Source organism: Clostridium chromiireducens (genome assembly GCF_002029255.1).
Classification (GTDB): domain Bacteria; phylum Bacillota; class Clostridia; order Clostridiales; family Clostridiaceae; genus Clostridium; species Clostridium chromiireducens.
Window position 1 is genome coordinate 111,720 of the sequence record NZ_MZGT01000003.1, and the last position, 23,756, is coordinate 135,475.

The following is a 23,756-nucleotide window of genomic DNA, read 5'->3' on the forward strand; positions in this document are numbered from 1 at the left end:
ATTGAAAGGAAATGATTATGAATAATATAGTGAGAAATAATAGTGAAGTTTTAGACAAAGCAAGAGTTTTTGAAGAAGAATCTATAAAAACTATTCCAGAAGGACAGAAACCTTCATTTCATTTATCTTCACCAATAGGTTGGATTAATGATCCAAATGGATTTTCAAAATTTGCAGGGGAATACCATCTTTTCTATCAATATCATCCATATGATACTAAATGGGGTCCAATGCATTGGGGCCATAGTAAAACAAAAGATTTTATAAAGTGGGAGCAACTGCCGGCAGCTCTTGCACCAGATCAAGTATATGATATGGGAGGATGTTTTTCAGGAAGTGCCGTAGAGTCAGATGGAAAGCACATACTTATGTATACTGGAGTATTAGATGAAGTTCAAGAAGATGGCTCTCATTTAATTAGACAAACTCAATGTATTGCTATAGGAGATGGCATAAATTATGAAAAATTAGATAGTAATCCTGTTATTACTAGTTTTTCTTTACCAGAAGGCAGCAACCTAGAAGATTTCAGAGATCCTAAGATATGGAAAGAAGGAGATGACTTTTATGTTGTAGTCGGCAGCAGACATGCTGATGGAAGTGGACAAATTCTTTTATATAAATCAAAGGATTTAAGAGGATGGACATTTGTTACTATTCTTGATAGATGTGAAAATAAAATAGGCCGCATGTGGGAATGTCCAGATTTCTTTAATGTTGATGGAACTGATATTATGATAATTTCACCAATGGAAGTAAAGGCACAAGAGCTAAAATTTCATAATGGACACAATACAGTGTATTTAATTGGTAAATATAATAAGGAAAATCATAAATTTAATAGGGAAGATTATGGAACTATAGATTTTGGCTTAGATTTCTATGCGCCTCAAACCCTTGAAACAGAAGATGGAAGAAGAATTATGATTGGATGGATGCAATCTTGGGAAAATAATATTGTTCCAAAGGACATTAAATGGTGTGGAATGATGAGCATTCCTAGAGAACTGACAATAAAGGATGGACAATTAATTCAAAATCCAATTAGAGAAATTAAGAATTACTATAAGAATACTGTGAAATATGAAAATGTATCAGTTAAGGATGAGGTGCAATTGGAAGGTATATCAGGAAGAGAATTAGATATGTCCGTTGAAATTAATGGTGCAGCTTGCGAAGAATTTATAATTAAGATTGCTAAAAATAAGGAATATGAAACATTAATTACCTTTGATCCAATAAAAAATCTAGTTTCATTTGATAGAAGTTATTCAGCAAGACTTAGTGATGCGCTGCATAAGAGAGAAATGAATGTAAGGAATCAAAATGGAAAGGTTAAGTTAAGACTAATTATTGATAAGTATTCTGCAGAAATTTTTGTGAATGATGGTGAACAAGTAATGACATCAACTTTTTACACTGCTCTAGATGCAACAGATATTTCGTTTTATGCCAAGGGAGAAGCTGAAATAAATATTGAAAAACATAGTATTGTTCTACATTAAAAATTATATTCAGATGTATTAATAAAGTGACTAAATTAGATTTCGTAATTTAGGCACTTTTAAATGAATGAAGAGTTTCTGATAAAAAACATTAATATTTTGAAACACGAAAGTTGAAATTCGGTTTCAATGTAGAGTTTAATAAGGTGATAAAATTTGTTAAATATCATGGAATGTAGGTGAAACTTATGATTAAATTACTTAATAATTTTAAAATTGCATCCAAATTAATTTTTTCATTTATTTGCATTGCAGCATTTACAGGAGTTATTGGGTATATAGGAATATACAATATGGATAAATTAAATACTAATGCTAAGTTAATGTACGAATATAACTTTAAATCTATAGAAATATTGAGTGAGCTAAAGCAAAATTATTCAGTGATTAGTGCAGATTTAATTACACTATGTTATAAGGACGGAATAGGAATAGGTGAAATTAAGGATACATCTAATGAGGTACAGGACTTATTTAAAAAGAACACAGAACTTTTAGACATTTATAAAGACGAGTTACTTAAAGAAAGTCAGAAAGGCACATTTGAGTCAATTGAAACATATGCAAAAGAATATTCTGATGTTGGAAATATAATATGTAATTTTGTTGCAAAAGGAGACTATAAATCTGCAATAGGAGGAATCATTATAAGTTCTAAAACAAGACAGACTCTTTTTAATTCGCTTGATTTAATAATTAATATGAATACGGATGAGGCAGCTTGGACATCTGAAAATAATACTATAAGATACATTGACTCCAGAACCACAGTTATATTAATTACTATTTTTGTATTTATTGTTGCTATAGTGTTCGGAATTTTAATGTCATTAGCAATTTCGAGACAATTGAAAAAGATTGTAATTTTTTCTAAAGCAATAGGTAATGGAGATTTAACTCAAAAAGTAGATATTAGATTTAAGGATGAAATAGGAGACGTTGCAATAGCATTAAATAAAGCAAAAGAAAACATTAAAGTACTGATATCTGAAATTGTTAATAGTTCTAGTGAAGTTAATACTACTAGCAGAGGCCTATCAGCAACAATAGAGGAAGTCTTTTCTACAATGAAAAATGTTAGCGATTCTACTGAGCAAATAGCTAAAGGTATGCAGGACTTAAGTGCTGCAACTGAAGAAGTAAGTGCATCAGCAGAGGGAATAGTAAGTGCAACAAATGGGTTAAGTAACAAAGCAAATAAAAGTTTTAAATCTGCAACAGAAATTAAAAAAAGAGCCGTAGAAATAAAAGAAAAAGCAATACAAAATATTGAACAAGGTAATAAAATCTATGAAGAAAATCGGATGAACATTTTAAAAGCTATAGAGGATAGCAAAGTTGTTCAAGAGGTTAAAATTATGGCGGATTCTATAGGTGATATAGCAGAACAAACAAATTTACTTGCATTAAATGCAGCAATAGAAGCTGCAAGAGCAGGGGAAATGGGAAAAGGATTTGCAGTAGTTGCTGAAGAGGTAAGAACTCTTGCAGAACAGTCATCAGGAGCAGTGGCTAGTATTCAAGGAATGGTATATAAAATACAAGATGCATTTAATAATCTATCTAATAGTGGACAAGAGGTTCTATCCTATCTCGAAAATAGTGTTAAGCCAAGCTATGAATTACTTAAAAATACTGGAGTTCAGTATGAAGAAGATGCTGAGTTTGTTAATAATATAGCAAGTGATATATATAATTCATCAGAACAAATGAAGGAAGTAATAAATCAAATAAATTCCGCGTTAGGAAGTTTATCAGATACAGCAGCAGAATCTGCGGCTAGTTCAGAAGAGATATTAGTTAGCATAAATGAAATTACTTTAGCTGTTGATGAAGTGGCAAAATCGTCCCAAAGTCAAGCAGAAACAGCACAAAATCTAAGTGGACTATCGCAAAAATTTACTATTTAATGTTGCTTCTTGTGTTAAAAAGTTAGGCGGAAAATCTCAAATAATTACTAAGCTTGGTAATGATCCATTTGGAGATTTTCTTGAAGAAAAATTATCACGTATTGGAATAGATATAAAATCTATTATTAGATCTAAAGCTGATAACGCAGGACTATCATCTATTTTTTCTATTATACTCTAAATTAAGGAGATTAAATAATATGGTAAGCATAACTAAGACAAAGGTTTTAAATGAGCAAATAATAAAAATGACAAAGAAAGCATTTGGAGAAGACGTAGTAGTGCAAGACATAATAGAGTTAAAGGGCGGTTTTTTCAACACTGCATATATTATAGTTTTTAATGATGGACGAAAAGTAGTACTTAAGATATCACCTATGAAAGACCTAAAGGTAATGAGATATGAAAATAACATTATGGAAACTGAGGTATTTGTTTTAAATAAAATGCATTCTATTGAAGGGATTCCTGTTCCTAGAGTTTTGTATTATGACAAGAGCGGTGAAATTATTAACTGCGAGTTTTTATTTATGGAATTTGTTGATGGAAGACCTCTTAATGAGATACGTAATGAGCTTACAGAAAAACAATATGCGAAAATTTCCTCGAATCTAGTAGACATTGTTAGGAAGATAAATGGAATAGAAGGAGAATATTTTGGATGCATTTCTCAAGAAAATAAAAGATTTTCTACATGGTATGAAGCTTTTTTTAATATGGTTAAAGAGCTTTTAGAAGATGCTGAAGATGTAGGAATTTCATTTCCTTTTGAAAACAATAAATTATATAGAATAATTAATGGGCATAGAGATTCGTTAAATAAAGTAACAAAGCCATTACTTATTCATAAAGATCTGTGGGAAGGAAATATCGTTATAGATCCTAAAACTATTAAAATTGTTGGAGTTTTAGATTGTGAACGCGCAATATTCGGAGATCCTTTACTTGAACCAATATGTGGATATTTTTGGGACAATAAAAATCTTATGAATACGTTTGTTGGAAGAGAAGATTTAAATAGAGACGAATACGTAAGATTCACACTATATAAAGTATACTTATACCTTATTGAGGTAATAGAGTGTAATTATAGACAATATCCAGGTGAAGATAGAGACAAGTGGGCAAGATCGCAGATTAATCAAGCATTAAAAGAATTAGAAAAAATACATTCAGAAGATTAAATTTAGTAGTTATATAAAAAAAGAAATAAAAATGGAGGGATAAATTATGAGTAAAAATATTTTTTGTATAGGAGAGCTTTTAATTGACATGGTTTGTGTTGATAATAAAGGGCTGAAAGATGGAGAAAAATTTGAAAAAAAAGCAGGTGGAGCACCAGCAAATGTTGCAGCTTGTATTTCAAAATTAGAGGGGAATGCTTATTTTTTAGGACAAGTGGGAAATGACTTTTTTGGAAAACATCTAATAGGATTACTAAAAGATTTAAATATCAATACAGAAATGGCTGTAGAAAAAGGCAGTACAACAATAGCTTTAGTTGGTATAGATGCAAATGGTGAGCGTAATTTTGATTTTCTAAGAGGAAGTGATGGGGAGTATTCATTTGATAATATTGATTTATCAAAGATAACTAATTCAGATATAGTTCACTTTGGTTCAGCTACAGGATTTTTAGAAGGAGAATTAAAGAAGACATATTTTAAATTATTAGAATATGCAAAATCTAATAATATTTATATATCCTTTGATCCAAACTATCGAGATGCTCTAATAACATCAGATAAATTAGAGCTGTTTATTGAAGATAGCATTAAGTTTATAAGGGAAAGTGAGTTTACCAAGTTAAGTGATGAAGAATTATTTTTACTAACTAAAGAAAAAGATATAACAGCTGGAGTTAATAGGTTACATGAATTAGGTGTTAAAGTTGTAACTATTACGTTAGGATCTAAAGGAACATATCTAAGTGTTAATGGAGAAAATGCAATAATTCCATCTATTCAAATTAAGCAAGTGGATTCAACTGGTGCTGGGGATGCATTTGTTGGAGCTGTATTAAAACAAGTATCTGATATTGAAGATAAGCAAAATATAAGCTTTGAAGAATGGAAAAATATAATTACATTCGCTAATAAAGTAGGAGCAATTACATGTACAAATTATGGTGCAATAGCATCAATGCCTACAGTGAGTCAAGTGAACTTATGTTAACTTATATATTAAGAAAATATGAAGGAATAAATTATAGTATAAAGATTTCTTTATGAGATATAAAGACTTATGCATATGCTATAAAGAAACCGGGGACAAGCTGCCTCTTCATTGAACCAGAAATGTGGGAGTTGCTTTATGTAATTCAAGATATAGTTAAGGAATATGGTGTAGATATATTACCTGAAATTCATGAACATTATACAATTCAATATAAGATTGCAGAAAAAGGTTTCTGGAACAATAAGCATCCCAAATTAAAACTACGGATTAAAGAAAGGTGATAATGCTATGAAGCTAATTGATAAGATTTATGAGTATATATTATCAAATTCTAGAGAATTTACTAAGGAAAAATTATTTGAAATCAAGGGATTTAGTGCTCAGCAAGTTGCAGAATACTTAGGAATATTAAGGAGCAATGCTTCTAGGGAGCTTAATACTCTATGCAGAGAAAAGAAAATAATTAAAATTAAAAATAGACCTGTTCTGTATTTTGATAGAGAACAGTTTTTAAGATTATTAAATGTATCTTTAAATGATGAGCCTGAAGAAGGCATAGAAATTAATGATTTTATTAATTTGGTTGAGGATAAAGAAGATAAATCACCTTTCGATTCGTTAATTGGATTCAATGTAAGTTTAAAAAATCAAATAGAACAAGCAAAGGCAGCTTTATTATATCCGCCAAACGGCTTGCATACCCTAATAATAGGTAGTACTGGTGTTGGTAAAAGTTTATTTGCTAGTATGATGTACAAGTATTATAAAAATATAAAACAGCTACCTGAAGATCCGCCATTTATAATATTTAATTGTGCTGATTATTCTAATAATCCTCAGCTTCTTTTAGCACATATATTTGGACATGTTAAAGGCGCATTTACAGGAGCTGAAAAAGAAAAGGAAGGTATAGTTGAAAAAGCTGATGGAGGTATATTATTTTTAGATGAAATACATAGATTACCGCCAGAAGGCCAAGAAATGGTATTTTACTTTATGGATACAGGAACTTATAACAAGTTAGGAGAAACAGATAGACAACATAAAGCAAATGTGCTATTGATTGGAGCTACAACTGAGGATCCAAATTCCACGCTATTGAATACTTTTATTAGAAGAATTCCTATAACAATAACTATTCCACCTTTTGATGAAAGACCGATTAATGAAAAATTAGAACTAGTACAATATTTACTTTCCAAAGAGGCTCAGAGAGTAAACAAAACTATTAAGATTTCATCGGAAGCTATTAGAGCTCTTATAGGCAGCACTACCTATGGAAATGTCGGACAGCTAAAATCTAATATACAATTGGTTTGTGCAAAGGGATTTTTCAATTGCATCAATACAAATAATAGTATTGAAATTAATTTATCTATCTTACCTTCAAATATTAAAAGTGGAATACTAGCTTTTGGGAATCACAATAAAGATAAGTCATCTATGTGGAGTACGATACCTAACAGTATTACCATTAAACCAGATGGCAATAAAACATTTTTAGAAACAGAGGATTATGAAACGCCATTCAATATTTACAGAATAATAGAGAATAAAACTTCTGTGCTTCAGGAAGAAGGTATGAACGATGAAGAAATAAAGAGATTTATAACTACAGATATAAGTATTCATTTAAAACAGTTTTATGATAGATTTAAAAATGATATAAGTCGTAGAGAAGGATTGCTAAAGATTGTTGATAAAAATATTGTAGATTTTGCAGAGAAGATAAAAATATTAGCTGAAAACAGATTGAATAAAAAACTAAATGAAAGGTTTATTTACGCAACAAGCCTTCATTTTAGTGCATTATTTAATCGGATTAAGAAAAATACTGTTTCTTATGAATCAAATATCGATTTATCAATATCAATTGAAAGTAAAGAATATGAGGTCGCTAAAGAAATTCATGCTCTTATTGAGAATAGCTTTAGCCTAAGCATACCTAATGTGGAGATTGAATATTTAGCCTTACTATTAAATTCAATACAAGAATCGTCTCGTCAAGAAAGAGTCGGTATTGTAGTAGCATCACATGGATCAGGGATTGCAACTAGCATGGTTAGTGTAGCTAAAAAGCTATTTGAAGCTGATAATATTCTTGCTGTCGATATGCCTCTTGAAAGAACACCATCGGATATATTAGATAATGTTATAGAAAAAGTCAAGCAAGTAGATGAAGGAAAAGGAGTATTACTTCTAGTAGACATGGGATCATTAAATAGTTTTGCTGATGTTATTTCAGAAAAGATAGGTATAAATATAAAAAGTATTGATATGGTTTCTACACCGCTAGTGCTAGAAGCAGTTAGGAAATGTTCTGTTTGTGATGCTGACTTAAATTCAGTATATTCATATTTACTTACTGATTTTAGGGGATACACTAATAATATTACCAAACAAGCAATTCAAGAAAATAAAGAAAAAAACAAGGTAATAATCACTTTATGTTCTACAGGAAAAGGTGCTGCTATAAAGCTTAAAGAATTAGTGGAGAACGTTACAAATAATATTGGTGCTAAGAACATTAATATTATTTCACTTGGGCTAAAGAACTTAACTAAGTCCATTAAGAAGATACTGGAAGAAAATAATATTTTGGCTGTTATAGGTATTACTAATCCTAATCTTGGAATTCCATTTATATCTATAGAACAATTAATCGATGGAACAGGAGAGAGCATATTAATAAGTGTTATCAAAGGTAAAGAGATAGAAACTATAAAAAATACGGAAGATAAGCAAATAATATTTGAAAATCTTTGTACACAAACTATTACTGAGTTTATAACATTTCTTAACCCTAAAAAAATTTATGCTCTATTAGATGAGTTTTTATATTTGACTGAAAAGTTATTAGGTACACATTTTGAAAATCCAGTTAAATTAAGAATTATGTTTCATGTTGCATGCGCATTAGAAAGAATGATACTGAATAATAGTTTAGTATATGATGAGGACAATATAAACTTTGATAAGAAGATTATAGAATCATTGAAGGAGGCTGGTTTAATTTTCAGAAATGCATTATCAATAGACTTAACAGATGATGAAATATATTATATTGCAGATATCATTGGATGAAACTTAGTCTAGTATGGGGATCTTTAACTAAATTCTAGCTGAATCGATAGAATTACGAAATAAAAAACTAAAAGTTAACTGCCATTAATACATAGGTTTAAAAAAATCGTGTGTTAGTGGCAGTTAATTTTTAAATAAATGTGTGTTAATTATTATAAATTATTTAATAAACCGTGTTAAATGTGATTGAAAGTATGTGAATCTTCAATTAATAGTGTGATTGCCAATACTTAAGTATTGACAAAGGCAGTTATAAGCTTAGTTTTAGACATATTTTTTATTAACACTCTTAGTTGGCACAAGAATTGCTATGTATATAAGTATAAAAATAATATATGTAGCAAGAAAGGATGAAGAAATAATGATCTCAGTAATAATAGGTACACATGGTACATTTTCAGAAGAGATTCTTAAATCAGCAGAAATGATTTTTGGAACTCAGGAAAATGTGGAAAGTGTTACTTTCAAACCACGTGAAGGAGTAGAAAATCTGGTAGAAAAATATGAGGAACTTATAAACAAAATGGATTCAAGTCATGGCGTTTTGTTTATGGTTGATCTCTTTGGAGGAAGTCCATTTAATGCAGCAAGTATTCTTGCCATGAAGAATGACAATATGGAAATTGTAACAGGAGTTAATCTTCCTATGATTTTAGAAACATTAGGAAGCAGAGATTTTTCAAACTTACAAGAGCTTCTAGCTATTGCAGAAAATTCAGGTAAAGAAGCTATAAGAGTTTTCGTTAAAAATGTTGAAGATCATGTAGAGGATGAATTAATGTAATTACTTGTAATTTTCTATAAAAATAATAAAGCGAGGTATAAAAAATGGAGATAAGTTTTGTAAGAATAGATGACAGATTAATACACGGACAAGTAGCAACAGTTTGGACTAAGGAGAGTGGGTGTAATAGAATATTTGCTTGCAGTGATGAAGTTGCAGCAGATGATTTAAGAAAACAATTAGTAATTCAAGTAGCACCTCCAGGAATAAAAGCATATGTGCTTCCAATAGCAAAAGCAATTGAAGCATATAATAATCCTAAATTTGACAGCTTTAAAACTTTATTCTTATTCACAAACCCTACAGATGTATTAAGAATGGTTGAAGGCGGAGTACCTATTAAATCTGTAAACGTTGGAGGAATGTGCTTTAAAGCAGGCGACAAACAAATTACAAATGCATTATGTATGAATGATGTTGATATTGAAGCCTTTAAAAAGCTTCATGAAAAAGGTATTGAATTAGAGGTAAGGAAGTTAGCAAAAGATACTAAAATAAATCTAATGGATAGATTAAAAGAACTAAAACTTATTTAGATATAAAATTAAATTTTTATATAAAACAAAAAAGAAAGAGAGGAATTATAAATGAACACTTTACAATTAATTTTATTATTAATAGTTGCAGCAATTGCTGGTATGGGAAGCGTACTTGATGAAGCACAATTTCATAGACCAATAGTTGCATGTACATTAGTGGGACTTGTACTAGGAGATATTCAAACAGGAATTATATTAGGAGGAACACTTGAAATGTTAGCACTTGGCTGGATGAATGTTGGGGCTGCTATGGCACCAGACGCGGCTCTTGCGAGTGTAATTTCAGCAATACTTGTTATAATTGGACATCAATCAATTGGAGCAGGTATAGCAGTAGCAATTCCAATTGCAGCAGCAGGACAAGTACTTACTATCTTTGTAAGAACAATAACAGTATTCTTCCAACATTTAGCTGATAAGTATGCGGCAGAAGGAAATACAAGAGGAATAGAAATGTGTCATATCTTAGGATTATCACTTCAAGCAATTCGTGTAGCTGTACCAGCTGCTATAGTAGGGATGCTTGCAGGTACAGATGCTGTAAATGCAATGCTTGCAGCTATACCACCAGTAATTACAAGAGGACTTCAAGTATCAGGTGGATTCATAGTGGTTGTTGGGTATGCAATGGTAATTAACATGATGAATATTAAGTCATTAATGCCATTCTTCTTTATTGGATTCATAATGGCAGCATTCACTGGGGTTAACTTAATTGGTTTTGGTGTTATAGGTGTTATTTGCGCTATATTCCACATTCAATCATTAGCTAAACAAAATAATGTAGCTGTAGCAGGTGGTGCGAGCGATATTGACGATTCGGAATTAATGTAAATTAGAAAAGGAGGATACGATAATGAGTGAAAAGAAATTAAATAGAAGTGATATAGTAAAAATGTTTATTCGTTCAAATTTCCTGTTAGGATCATTTAACTTTGAAAGAATGCAAGCAATAGGATTTTGTGTAACTTTAATACCTGCTTTAAAGAAATTATATAAGGGTGATGAATTAAGTGAAGCACTTAAAAGACATCTAGAATTCTTTAATACACAACCATTCATGGCTACTCCAATTATGGGTATAACAGCAGCTATGGAAGAACAAAGAGCAAATGGTGCTGATATTAGTGAAGCATCAATCAGTGGTGTTAAAATTGGTCTTATGGGACCACTTGCTGGAGTTGGAGACCCAATCTTCTGGGGAACATTAAGACCAGTACTTGCAGCTTTAGGTGCTGGACTTGCATTAACTGGAAGCATTATAGGACCATTAATATTCTTCTTAGGATTTAATGCAATAAGACTTGCAACAAATTGGTATGGAATGTTCTATGGATATGAAAAAGGAACTCAATTAGTTTCTGATATGTCAGGAAATAAACTTAGATATCTTACAGAAGGATCTTCAGTACTTGGATTATTAGTTATAGGTGGTCTTGTTTCTAAATGGACAAGTATTAACATACCATTTGTTTTATCTAAATATACACAAGCTGATGGAAAAGAAGTTATTACTACAGTTCAAAGCGTATTAGATAGTTTAATGCCAGGATTAGTTCCACTTCTATTAACATTTTTATGTATGTACTTATTAAAGAAAAAAGTAAATCCTTTATTAATAATATTCGGATTATTTGCAGTAGGTATTTTAGGAGTAGCTTCAGGAATATTAAAATAAAATAAATTTTTAATCTTATTTTAAGGAAACCATTACACATTAAAATTTATACAAATAACATGACTGCCACAAAATATATAGATTCACTTTCTGATATTTAGGCAGTTTATGTTGTTAATGAAAATAGAAAATGAATATGCATATCATTTTGGTAAGCGTTTACAAGAGATGAAATCCGATATTAAATTAATGCAAAATTTATAAATAATTTAGTTCAATATTATTATAGTAAGAAGGGGACAAACATAATGAAAAAGTTAAAGTTAAAATTACTAGCAATTACAGTCGCGACCACAACAATAGCAACACTACCTTCCTTACGAGTGTCAGCAGCTTGGCAAGAAAGTGGAAGGAACTGGTACTATATAGGCGATTCAGGAGAAAGAAAAACTGGATGGATAAATGATAATGGTACATGGTATTATATGCAACAATCAGGAGAAATGAAAACAGGTTGGGTTAATGATAGTGGTATATGGTATTATATGCAACAATCAGGAGCAATGAAAACGGGTTGGGTTAATGATAACGGTACATGGTATTATATGCAACCATCAGGGGCAATGAAAACAGGCTGGATTAATGATAATGGCACATGGTATTTTGCAGCAACATCAGGAGCAATGCAAACTGGTGTAGTTAAAGTAGATGGAAAAATTTATTGTTTAGATATAGCTACAGGAGCTATGCAAGTTGGTAATACAACGATAAATGGAAAAACATATGTATTTGCACAAACTGGAGAAGTAGTTGGAACAGAGTTATTACCGACTAAAATATTTGATTCAAACGGAAATGAAGTTAGTGGTAATTCAACTAACAATAATCCACCAGTGGCAAATGAACAAAATAATTTGAATAGTAACAGTAATGGTAGCAGTAGTGGTCATAATCATAACAGTGATAGCAGTAAAGTTAATAAAGTATCTCTAATAAATGCAATAACAGCTTCAAAATTAAAATATGAAGCAGCAGTAGAAGGAACAGAAGTGGGGCAGTATAAAGTTGGATCAAAGTCCACATTTAAAATAGCTATTGATGCAGCACAAGCAGTTGTAGATAATACAGGTTCTACGCAAAAAGATATAGATTCGGCAGTAACAGAACTAGCAGCTGCTAGGACTATATTTGATAATAGTATTAATAAAGATGTTGAGCCGAGTACTTCAACTAATTATTTAGAAGACTATCGTGAACAGTATCATTACTCTGTTGCTAAGGCGTGGGCTAATGATCCGAATGGAATGGTTTACTTTAATGGAGAATATCATTTATTTTATCAGTATTATCCAGATGCTTCAGTATGGGGACCAATGCATTGGGGACATGCTGTTAGTAAGGATTTGATCCATTGGCAAGAGCTTCCAATAGCTTTGTATCCAGATGAAGGAGGAACAATATTCTCTGGCTCAGCAGTTGTAGATAAAGATAATACTACTGGTTTCTTTGATGGAATTGAAGGTGGAGGATTAGTTGCAATTTATACTCAAGATTATATGGATAACGGTGCAGAAAGACAAAAACAAAGTATTGCCTATAGTAAGGATAATGGAAGAACATGGATTAAGTATGAAGGAAATCCTGTTATTGCAGCAGAAAGTGATCCATTAAATAATTCTGCATTTAGAGATCCTAAAGTATTCTACAATGAAGAAGCTGGAAAATGGTTTATGGTAGCAGCAGGGGGGCCATTAAGATTTTTCTCATCAGATAATTTAAAAGATTGGCATCCAGAAGGAATGCAAGATGAAATTCAAACAGAGTGTCCAGATGTATATAAATTAGAAGTTGGAGATACTGGAACATATAAATGGGTATTAAGTGAAGGTGGCAGATATTATCGAGTTGGAGATTTTAAAGAAGTAGATGGTGTGTGGAAATTCGTTACTGATAATGATGAACATTTACCTATGAATTTTGCTAAAGACTCATATGCTGCTCAAACTTATTATGGTACGGGTAAAAACGGTACACCAGATGGAAGAAGAATTATGATTAATTGGATGAATAACTGGGATTACTGTAATAATGTTGCTCCTATAACAAAGACTTTTAATGGATCTTTTGATTTACAAACTGAATTAAAATTAGTTAACACAGATGCAGGAATTCGTTTAATACAACAACCAATAGACGAATATAAAACTTTACGTAAATCACCTACGACTTTTGATAATGTTACAATTTCTCCAGATCAGCCTAATATTATGAGTAATTTATCAGGAAGCCAATACGAAATTGTTGCAGAGTTTACACCTGATGCATCTACAACAGAAGTTGGATTCAAATTAAGAGTTGGAAAATCTGCAGATCAGGAAACTATAGTTAAATATAATACTCAAACTGAAGATGTAACACTTGACCGTTCAAAATCAGGAAAGTCACCAAGTGCAGATAAATTTTTACAAGCTTATAGTCAAAAAATGGGTAAAACATCTGATGGTAAGATTCAATTACACATTTTTGTAGATGCAGCTTCAGTAGAAGTGTATGGAAACAATGGTGAAGTAACTGGTTCAGCACAAATTTTCCCTAATCGATCTAGTAATGGCATTGAAGTATATTCAGTTGGTGGAACTTCAACAGCTAAAATTCAATATTATCCGTTAAGCAGTATTTGGAATAATGAAGTTGCTGGTAAAGATTCTGCATTAGTATCATTGAGTGAAGGTGATCTAGGCAAAAAAGTAGGAGATGAATTTACTATTTATACAGCTACAGTTCCAGAAACAGCAGAGCAAGGTGTTACTTGGACATTTGATTCTAATATTTTAGAAATTGTAAATCAAGACGATGAAAAGACTACTTTTAAAACAAAAGGCGTTGGGAATACAAACTTAACAGCTACATCAAAAGATCAAAAAACAAGCAAAACAATTAATGTAAGTGTGTATGACAGCAATCCAAGCAGCATAATAAAAGACTTAACTAATTTTGAAACTACTGGAGATTGGTATGTAAAAGATAACAGTTATACAGGAAATAGTTCGGGTGACGGCTTTGCAGTGGCACAAGAAACTAATATAAGTGGGAAGGTTTCTACTTTAAAAGCAGATGCAGATGTGTCAGATGGAAATACTGCAGGCCTTGTATTATTATCAAAAAGTGCAAATCCAAAGGAAGGTTCTATAATAGCTAATATAAATAAAAATGGCGAATATAGAGTGTTTGTCTTCACAGGGCTTGATGCAAATGGAAATCCACAAGTCAGCGATTTAAATAGTGGGATAGTTCCAAAGGCTGATGATAGCATATATAAATTGAAAGCAGAAGTTAGTGATGGGCATATTAAATATTGGATTAATAACGAATTAGTTTGTGATACTAAACAAAGCTATTATGAAACAGGAATATTTGGATTAAATGTTTATGGAGGAGCAACATCATTTAAAAATGTAAATCTTAGTAATGATGCTCCAAGTACTGAAACAAGTATTTCAGGTTCAGGTTTAACTTTTGATAATACACCAGAAGACTTACATGTTTCTGATGATAGTTATGTAGTAGATGGTGGCAAGAACAACAATGGTTTCGCAATTTCAGACCAGAATATAGATACAAGTCAAGGAACTTATACTTTAGATGTGGACTCTAAAATGTTAGGGGATTGGCATAATACCCGCCCGGCAAATGGTGATGTAGCAGGAGTTGTATTACTTGCTCAAGGCGATAATTACTTTGGAGATGGAGGAATTATAGCTAATGTTGGAAAATGGGGTCATTATAGATTGTTTGGACAAGTTCCAGATGGTACTGGCGTTATGAAAGAGGTTACATTTGCAGAGGGTGATGTTCCAGAAGCGCAATATAATAGATACTATTTAAAAATAGAGTTAAATGGAAATCACATTATTTATTGGATAAATAGTAAAAAGGTATGTGATATAACTCAGAATTATTATACAACCGGGAAATTTGGATTAAATGTATGGAATGGAGCATCGGAATTTAGGAATATAACTCTTACTAGTGATGCTACAGCAGGTAGTATTACTGATACTACAGGAGCAGCTGTTACAGTTACTACAGGAGCAGCTATCACAGTTGCAACACCTGTAACAGGTGAAACTCCAGTATCAACAATTGATGAAACTGATCAATATACAGCAACGATTGTATGGAGCGAAAATCCAGCAATATTTGAGCCAAACAAAGTATACACTGCGACAATAACAATAACACCAAAAGCAGGCTATACATTAATGGGTGTGCCAAAAGATTTCTTTACAGTAGAGGGAACAACATCAGTAACCAATGATGCCGATTCAGGAGTTATAACAGTAGTATTCCCAGAAACCAATTAAAAAATAAAAGGTGAGAAAACCTATCATGCTTGTAAGAGCCTTTTAATGATTTGTTAAGATGTATCTAAGATACATCTAAGGAATATTACAATTGACATTAATTCAAATTATGACAGTAGATAGTTTTAAATCAAAAATAAAAGTATCTACTGTTTTTATCATATTACTTGTTAGGTTTTTATGAGGTTTATATTAAATTGCTTATAAAGTGATGTGTGTTTAATAAAATATAGATAAATGTAATGAGGTAGCAAAAAATGAGAGAAAAAGATTTGCATAGAGATATTGAAGAAAAATTTTTGACTGTATATGATTCTGTTTCAAAACTCTTAGGGGAAATTGGAGAAATAGTATCTTGAAGTTAATGCAAAATCTTGCTGATAATTTTAAAGAATATTTAAGAAAAGAGGAAAAGAAATGAGCAAGTTAAAGTTAAGATTATTAGCAATAACAATTGCAACTATAATAATTCCAACAGCTGTACCTTCAATGGGCATATTAGCAGCTTGGGAACAAAATCAAGGGAAGTGGCACTACTTAAATGATTTAGGAGAAAAGCAAACAGGCTGGATTAATGATAATGGTAAATGGTACTATTTAAATAATTCGGGAATAATGAAAATGGGTTGGGTTGATGTTAGTGGCACGTGGTATTATTTACAACAGTCAGGTGAAATGAAAACTGGTTGGGTAAATGATAGCGGTACGTGGTACTATTTGCAACCATCAGGCGTAATGAAAACAGGTTGGATTAATGATAATGGAACATGGTATTTTGCATCAGAATCAGGAGCTATGCAAACTGGCGTAGTTAAAGTTGAAGATAAGATTTATTACCTAGACGTTGCATCAGGAGCTATGCAAGCAGGAAATGTAACACTAAGTGGGAAGACCTATACATTTGCACTAACTGGAGAAGCTGTAGGAAAAGATATACCACCAGTATCTAAAGCATTTAACTCAAATGTAGTTGGAGTTACTGATACAAATAATTCAGATAAAAATAACAATGGATCAAGTGTATCAACGGCTAGTCAACAAAATAGGTCAAGTAGTAGCAATCATAATAGTAGTGGCAGTAGTGATAATGGAGGAAGCAGCAATACTGGTGGTGCTGGTAATAGAAATGATGAAATACCAGTAAATGACCAACCTATATTTCCTAAATCACAACAATCAGATTTAAGTTTTATCGGAGATCCAATGCCATATTATGAAAATGGGAAATTCAATATATTTTATTTAGATGATATAAGAGATAGTGGAGAAATTGGATTCCATCCTTGGAGTCTCCTGGAAACAGAGAATTTTTACGATTACAAAAATGAAGGTGTTGTAATTGATTACTCAAATAGCGAGGCAGATCAGGATTTAGCTTTGGGGACTGGTTCTGTAATTAGAGATAAAAATGGGCTATATCATGCATTCTTTACTGGTTTCAACGATCGCAGAGCTGATGTAGTATCACAATTAAATAAAGCAAACTTAGCTTCAGATTTTGGTGTTCAAGGAAGCAATAGATGGAGCTATGGTTATGGAACAAGCAATGCAGATTTTACTTTAGCTACAGGTTATGATGCTGATAATAAAAAGTATTATCAGTCAAGTCTAGATGGTCTTGAGCTCCATCCTGATTTTGTACACCCGGCAGTTACAACAGGTGCTGGAGCTACTTATAGATGGACTGTTGGAGAAGATGGAAAAATAGATTTAACGGGAACGTATACAAAATTTATTCAGAATGACAGTAATCCGAGCTGGCCTGATGGCGTTACCTTAACAATCTATCATAATGATGAAATATTGCAGCAAAATAGGATTTCTGTAAGTGATACAGTAGAAAATATAGATACTATTGATATTAAGATGCTTAATGTAAAGAAAGGGGACATGCTGTACTTTATAATTACCGCTAATAACAATAATGCTTGGGATGGCGGAAAACTTGATGTAAGTATAAATCCTACAGAAATAGCTAATGAAGCGATTATGCATGCTACAAGCACAGATCTTAAAAATTGGACAAAGATATATAACGATACTTTTTTTGCTTCAGCACAATATTCAAAGAATGATTTTAGAGACCCATACGTTTTTTATAATCAAGCTGATAATAAATATTGGATGCTTATAACAACTAGAAAGAATAACACGGGAGTAATAGCAAAATATGTATCAGACGATTTGAAAAATTGGACTGATCAAGGTGTATTCTTTACTAATGATATGGGTACTTCAAATTTAGAGTGTCCTACATTGATCCAATATGGAAGCTATTGGTACCTAACATTCTCAGATCAATCAGCTGCAGATCCATACGGAAACCGAGTTGTTCATTATAGAAAAGCAAGCAGCATAAATGGACCATTTACTAAACCAGGTAGAGATAGTTTTGATGGAAATGGTTTTTATGCTGGAAAATTAGAAAAGGATTCTTCAAACAATCTTTACTTGTTTGGATGGACACCAACTAAAGTAGATTATAATGATTCAAATGCATTTGATTGGGCAGGAAACTTAGTAGTGCACCAAATTAAGCAAAATACAAACGGAGATCTTTATGCAACTCCGGTTGGAACAGTTGTAGATAAAATAAATCATAGCATTAATCTTACTGAGTATAGTAAAACTTCAACAGTAACTAAGAATAATAGCGACTATTCTTTCACAGGAAATGGCTATGAGTCAGTGACCTTTAATGAAATTACTGGAACAAATAAAATTACTGGGAAGATAAATACAAAATCTAAAAACAATAACTTTGGTTTTATGTTTAATGTAAGAGAGAATGGTAAGGCTCCATTAAATATTGTTTTTAACCATCAATATGGAAGATTAGAATTTTACAACGCATCAACAGATGGATCCTTAGGTCAATTACAATCTACAAAGCCTATAACTGTTCCAGATAATGGAGTTTTGGATTTTACCATTCTAATTAATGATTCAGTTGCGGTTTTGTACGTAAATAATGAAGCTGCATTTAGTACACGTATGTATAATATGCAAAATCATAAATGGGGAATATTCTCTATGGATAGCGATATAACGTTTAGTAATTTGCAATTAAGTAAATAGTCTACTTCGTATATGAATTTGATAAGTTTAAACCAAGCTTGTAGTAATTAGATTAAATTTTATTATATTGATAAGTAGAAACTTCTTAAAATTCTAAAGTTTAGCTATAAATATATACATGAAAAAGTGAAAATGTTATAAGAAAAACTTAGTGTTAACATGCTAAGTTTTTGTTGTTTATTTAAATTTAGTGAAAAATAAATCTAGAATATATAAGCATTAATGTATCAATATAGAACTCTTTCATAATCTTCAGATGCTATTACTACTTGATTTCTGCCTTGATCTTTAGCTTTATAAAGTGCAACGTCTGCTGCTTTAATTGAAGTATCAAAAGAGTTCGAAAAATTATCTTTTAATAGAGAAATTCCAAAGCTTGCAGTTATTTGTATTTGGAATTTATCAGCTTCGATTACTTTATTCTGAATTTCTAGTCTAATATTTTCAGCTAATGCGTGAGCTTCATTAATTGAGGTTTGAAAAAGAAATATAAGAAATTCTTCACCACCCCAGCGAGTAGCTAAGCCTGTAGTTTTTATATGTTTTATGATAATATTACTTACTTTTTTAAGTACGATATCTCCAACTGGATGACCGAATTTATCATTTACATGTTTAAAATGATCGATATCTATCAAAATAAGAGTTGATATTTCTTTAGATTCATCAATAAGTATCATTTTTTCTGAAACTTGATTACTAAAACTTCTTCGATTTAAAAGTTCTGTTAATGGATCATGACTTGACATGTAGTTCAATTTAGTATTAATCTCTTGTAAAATTATATTTTGAGTTATTTTTTCATAATTGGAATTATAAATTTCTGTTGAGATTAGAATAATGGCTAAAAAGAAAATAAATCCGTTTATGATGTTTGTAATTAACAAATGAGTATCATGCTGAAATATTACTAATCCACCCAAATAAGCTAAAAATGAAATGGAATAAACAGCTAAATTTAATGGGAATCTCAACATTATAACAGCACTAAATATAATGAAGTTAGCAATAAATACACTGCTTACATTGCCAGGTTTAGCTTGATCTAAACCATTTATTATAGCCATAGAGCTTAAAATCAATGTGGCTAAGGTTGGAATTAATAATTTATTCATGAGTCCAAATTTATTTTTACTGCATTTAGTTGAGATTTTTATAAGAATAATTCCAATAAAAGAAACAAGCACATTGAATGAATGTAAAATAAAGTATTTACTATCATTCCAAATTACATTTGAAGAAGGGGTTATTAAGTAAGGGATATCATTAAATAATATAAATAAAATTTCAACTATTATAAATATAATAAGAATTAACTTCATTCTTGCAAAGTTAGTTACATTAATATCATGGACAACATTAGCAATTTGATCTTTTGTAAGGTTTAAATTTGGCTTCTTTAAAAAATATAATTTATTCATAATGCAGTTCTCCCAAGTAAATTTTGATAATATTTTTGAAGAAGTTTTCGACATGTATTTATAAATAATTACTTATAACACCATTTTATCACAAAAAAACCAAAATGAAAATTTAATATAATTGGTTTAGAATCCCTCAAAAGAAATTTCTAAAAAATTTATTAGTTGTTTAATGAAGAAAAATATAATTATAACTCACTGAAGAAGATCGAAAAGCCAAATGCAAAATTTGGATTCATCAAGATCATCTTCACAAGAAAAATCGTTTTTAGGTGCGTCAGTCTTTTTCTTCTTTGCCATAATTATATCTCTTTATTTAAGTATTTCACTTAAGATACATGACTAAAATAGATATATTCTAGTATGGTTTGCCATAAATATGGTAAGGAATATATATTCTAAGCCATATTTATTCTTAAGAATAGTACCATATATATGGAGAACAATATATATTCTGAAGAATATGCGCCAATAATGCGGGTTTTGAGGTTGTAGGCTTAAAAAGCTTTGCATTTTTATGTGATTTAATATAATAAAACATATATCCATATTAGCAGAGAGCACAAATGTAGTAAGTACTTTTAACTTTGATTAGAAAATTAAATATAAGCAAAAAGGACTCCAAGGCTTAACTAACCTTGGAGTCCTTTAATCTGGGGATTATTATAAATTTGATTTATATAGCAAAAAAGCTTCTTTAATGTAACTTTCTTTTTAAGACTTGCGGTGGAATAGGCCATATTCTTGATATAAGCATAGGTTTGAATTGTATTATCTTTAAAAAATATAAAATCAATAAGTTCCTTTTCTTCTTCAGTTAAATTATTAAGTGCGAATCTTAAATCAATATAATCACATTCATTGCAAAGTAAATCTTCCAAGTCAATATCATTAGATGGCAAATCTTTTTCAACATCATCATGTAAGCTTAAAGCATCATTTCCATCAGTAGAACTTTTAGTTTTAGTCCTCTTAATCAGGTCATTCATATTATTTTTAATAGCATTTGTAGCATAAGCAACAAAACTATGCTTTTCTAAATTATATAGTTTAAGGCATTTAAAAAGAGATTTATAACATTCATTATGCAAATCATAAATTTCATAACCATCTATAAAAGTTCTTTTAGAAATGTTAATTATTAAAGGTTTAAATTCTAATGCTAGTTTCTCTTTTGATAACTGATCGCCATTTTTACCTCTGTAAACTAATTCTTCAACGTAATTAAAATCCATACTGCCCTCCATATTCATTAATAAATACTCTTTTGGATTACATAGCAGGCCATAAAAATAACCTCTATATTTAGTATATATGATGAAATTTCATATATCACATATAAAATAAAAAATAATTGGGATTATGCATCTATAGAAGTTTTTTATTTAAAAGTTCTTGGTTGCAGAAAAGTTCCGTATTGTAGCATAGCTACTCTTTTAGAAGTGTATATCTCATGTGGAGGTGTATGAAAATGAAAAAATTTATTATAGCAGTAGGTCACACTGCAAGTAGGAGTGTTGGATGTGGAGTCATTGACATTACTTTTTTATTTTTTAAAAGTAGTGTTTAATAATATTTATAACTATATTGACTAGGTATAAATGCTGCTGTATAATTTTGGTAAAAGAATAGGGGTGGAAGAATGAACCGAGATTTTGTTTCTGAATGTCCAAGATGTAAAGAAAAATTAGTAGCAACTCGATTAAGCTGTGATAACTGTGAGATGGAACTTAGCGGTGATTTCCCTCTAAGTAAATTTGATTATTTATCTATTGATGAAAGAGAATTTATAGAGTGTTTCCTAAAACATCAGGGAAATTTTAAAGCTGTTCAGAATGAAAAGGATATGTCTTATCCAGCAACTAAAAAGAGATTAGTTGATATACTTGAAAAATTGGAATTGGTACAGTCTAAAGGTGAAGAAAAGCTGGATTTTTCACTGAGTAAAGTAGCACACGTTGATATTAATGATACTGACAGTATAGTTGTTAAAACAATAAAAGAGAAACTTAATGATAATACTGGTAGAGCAATTATTAAACTTTATCAAGGAGATAGTTGTGCTATTTGGTTTGATGAAAATGGTAAAGGGCTTGTATCACCTAAGATACCTCCAGCAAATCAGCTTATTTGGCAAGTGTTTGATGCGGCAGTAGAGGTTGTGCTAAATAACGGTGGTAAAGCTGTAAAGGGTAAAGCACGTTCGGGTGCAAAGCTTGGAAGTGATGATCTTCCTATAAATTCTGTTGAAGGATATATTGCTAATAAAGTACATGGAGTAAAAGAAGGAGAAACCGCATTTGGTCCTGGTTTTGTTATTTGTGCAGTACTTGATTGGGCTGATATTTGCAAAAATGAACGTGGGTATCTAACAATGAATCCAACATTTTTAGATAAAATTACGAGGTGATGAAATACACTACATATTGTAGGTTAGAAGTAATATAAGTTTGGTGATTATAAAAGAGTATTATTGGGGGCGCAGATGTGGAATTATGTGGTGAAGTTGTCAAATTAATATGGTTAGATTGTATGATGCGATTCAAGAGTTTGAAATGTTACAGACACTGTCTGTAAAATTAACCTGGTCTCATTTATTAAAGTTGATAACTATTGAAGATGACTTAAAAAGAGATTTTTACTTGAGGTAGATAAGAGTGGAGTACATGTTGGTCAATATTTAACTCAGCTGCCACCTAAGGAATTATTACAAGAAAAATTACACAAGGCAATACAAAGAGCTAAAGAGAATTTTGTATTATCCCCAATATTATTTTATGCGAAAAAGGAAAATATTAAGAAAATATAGATTTGCAGGATAAATATTACAAAGTGCTATAAATGGCATAATTACTGGGTTTAAAAAGTTGAATGATGGTGAAATAAAGATTTTTTGTAGAAGTGGGAAACACATAAAAAAAGCTGCACTACAAGGCATCTAAACCAAGTAATACAGCAATCCACAAAAATAAATGGTGCCGCTGGCCGGATTCATAAAATAGGCATTTTACTAATTTCTACTAAAGTTTGAAAGCCTCTTGTTATCAGGGTTGGGCCGTGTACAAGCAATTTTGATTTTTACTAATTATTGTTGCAAATTTTAAAGATGATCGAATTGTTGTGAATTGATTAAAATTCAAATTTTTGATATTTATAGTATATAATTTATTATCTTTAATAATAAATGAATTTATAATCTACTTGTTTTTATTTTAAGAATAGAAGTACATAAAAATTGTTTATATTGATAATTAGTTAGTCTATAATATAAATAT

17 protein-coding genes are annotated in these 23,756 nt (G+C 30.8%); 15 read left to right on the top strand and 2 right to left on the bottom strand.

Features of this window, described 5'->3' with window-relative positions; all coding sequences use genetic code 11:
• Positions 1–17: 17 nt before the first annotated feature.
• The 13 genes from CLCHR_RS01610 to CLCHR_RS25065 all read left to right on the top strand — a co-directional run bounded on the left by CLCHR_RS01610 (position 18) and on the right by CLCHR_RS25065 (position 19,060).
• Positions 18–1,505, top strand: a complete 1,488-nt coding sequence (locus tag CLCHR_RS01610) for a glycoside hydrolase family 32 protein (RefSeq protein ID WP_079437912.1) — start codon at positions 18–20, stop codon at positions 1,503–1,505.
• Positions 1,506–1,693: 188 nt separating this feature from the next.
• Complete coding sequence (locus CLCHR_RS01615; RefSeq protein WP_079437913.1) at positions 1,694–3,415, top strand: HAMP domain-containing methyl-accepting chemotaxis protein; 1,722 nt, start codon at positions 1,694–1,696, stop codon at positions 3,413–3,415.
• Positions 3,387–3,596 (top strand): PfkB family carbohydrate kinase, encoded by a 210-nt coding sequence (locus CLCHR_RS01620; protein WP_079437914.1) that lies wholly within the window; start codon positions 3,387–3,389, stop codon positions 3,594–3,596. The genes CLCHR_RS01615 and CLCHR_RS01620 overlap by 29 nt, the downstream gene beginning before the upstream one ends.
• Before the next feature lie 19 nt (positions 3,597–3,615).
• The gene (locus CLCHR_RS01625) at positions 3,616–4,599 is read left to right on the top strand and encodes a phosphotransferase family protein (RefSeq protein ID WP_079437915.1); all 984 of its coding nucleotides are present in this window, start codon (positions 3,616–3,618) and stop codon (positions 4,597–4,599) included.
• A 46-nt stretch (positions 4,600–4,645) separates the two neighbouring features.
• Entirely contained in the window at positions 4,646–5,590 is a 945-nt protein-coding gene (locus CLCHR_RS01630; protein ID WP_079437916.1) for a carbohydrate kinase family protein, read from the top strand.
• A 122-nt stretch (positions 5,591–5,712) separates the two neighbouring features.
• Positions 5,713–5,874, top strand: coding sequence for a hypothetical protein (locus CLCHR_RS01635; RefSeq protein WP_423236623.1), 162 nt, complete (start codon positions 5,713–5,715; stop codon positions 5,872–5,874).
• 7 nt (positions 5,875–5,881) lie between these two features.
• Positions 5,882–8,677, top strand: a complete 2,796-nt coding sequence (locus tag CLCHR_RS01640; protein ID WP_079437917.1) for a sigma-54-dependent transcriptional regulator — start codon at positions 5,882–5,884, stop codon at positions 8,675–8,677.
• A 361-nt stretch (positions 8,678–9,038) separates the two neighbouring features.
• Complete coding sequence (locus CLCHR_RS01645; protein ID WP_079437918.1) at positions 9,039–9,461, top strand: PTS sugar transporter subunit IIA; 423 nt, start codon at positions 9,039–9,041, stop codon at positions 9,459–9,461.
• A 44-nt stretch (positions 9,462–9,505) separates the two neighbouring features.
• A complete protein-coding gene (locus CLCHR_RS01650; protein WP_079437919.1) occupies positions 9,506–9,997 on the top strand; it encodes a mannose/fructose/sorbose PTS transporter subunit IIB in 492 nt (163 codons plus the stop codon).
• 51 nt (positions 9,998–10,048) lie between these two features.
• Entirely contained in the window at positions 10,049–10,834 is a 786-nt protein-coding gene (locus CLCHR_RS01655) for a PTS mannose/fructose/sorbose transporter subunit IIC (protein ID WP_079437920.1), read from the top strand.
• A 22-nt stretch (positions 10,835–10,856) separates the two neighbouring features.
• Entirely contained in the window at positions 10,857–11,678 is an 822-nt protein-coding gene (manZ, locus tag CLCHR_RS01660; protein ID WP_079437921.1) for a PTS mannose transporter subunit IID, read from the top strand.
• Between the two features lie 248 nt (positions 11,679–11,926).
• Positions 11,927–15,982 (top strand): GH32 C-terminal domain-containing protein, encoded by a 4,056-nt coding sequence (locus tag CLCHR_RS01665; RefSeq protein WP_079437922.1) that lies wholly within the window; start codon positions 11,927–11,929, stop codon positions 15,980–15,982.
• A gap of 417 nt (positions 15,983–16,399) precedes the next feature.
• A complete protein-coding gene (locus CLCHR_RS25065; RefSeq protein WP_079437923.1) occupies positions 16,400–19,060 on the top strand; it encodes a glycoside hydrolase family 32 protein in 2,661 nt (886 codons plus the stop codon).
• A 227-nt stretch (positions 19,061–19,287) separates the two neighbouring features.
• On the opposite strand, the gene CLCHR_RS01675 is transcribed toward CLCHR_RS25065, so the two are convergent.
• Both CLCHR_RS01675 and CLCHR_RS01680 read right to left on the bottom strand, forming a co-directional pair.
• Positions 19,288–20,481: a GGDEF domain-containing protein gene (locus CLCHR_RS01675; protein ID WP_207652298.1), complete on the bottom strand. Its 1,194-nt coding sequence runs from the start codon at positions 20,479–20,481 to the stop codon at positions 19,288–19,290.
• A 632-nt stretch (positions 20,482–21,113) separates the two neighbouring features.
• Positions 21,114–21,716: a sigma-70 family RNA polymerase sigma factor gene (locus CLCHR_RS01680; protein WP_079437924.1), complete on the bottom strand. Its 603-nt coding sequence runs from the start codon at positions 21,714–21,716 to the stop codon at positions 21,114–21,116.
• Between the two features lie 407 nt (positions 21,717–22,123).
• Here CLCHR_RS01680 and CLCHR_RS01685 point away from each other — a divergent pair, with 407 nt between their 5' ends.
• The gene (locus CLCHR_RS01685) at positions 22,124–22,891 is read left to right on the top strand and encodes a DUF2089 family protein (RefSeq protein ID WP_079437925.1); all 768 of its coding nucleotides are present in this window, start codon (positions 22,124–22,126) and stop codon (positions 22,889–22,891) included.
• Positions 22,892–23,036: 145 nt separating this feature from the next.
• A complete protein-coding gene (locus CLCHR_RS25625) occupies positions 23,037–23,132 on the top strand; it encodes a DUF1016 N-terminal domain-containing protein (protein WP_423236624.1) in 96 nt (31 codons plus the stop codon).
• Positions 23,133–23,756: the final 624 nt, after the last annotated feature.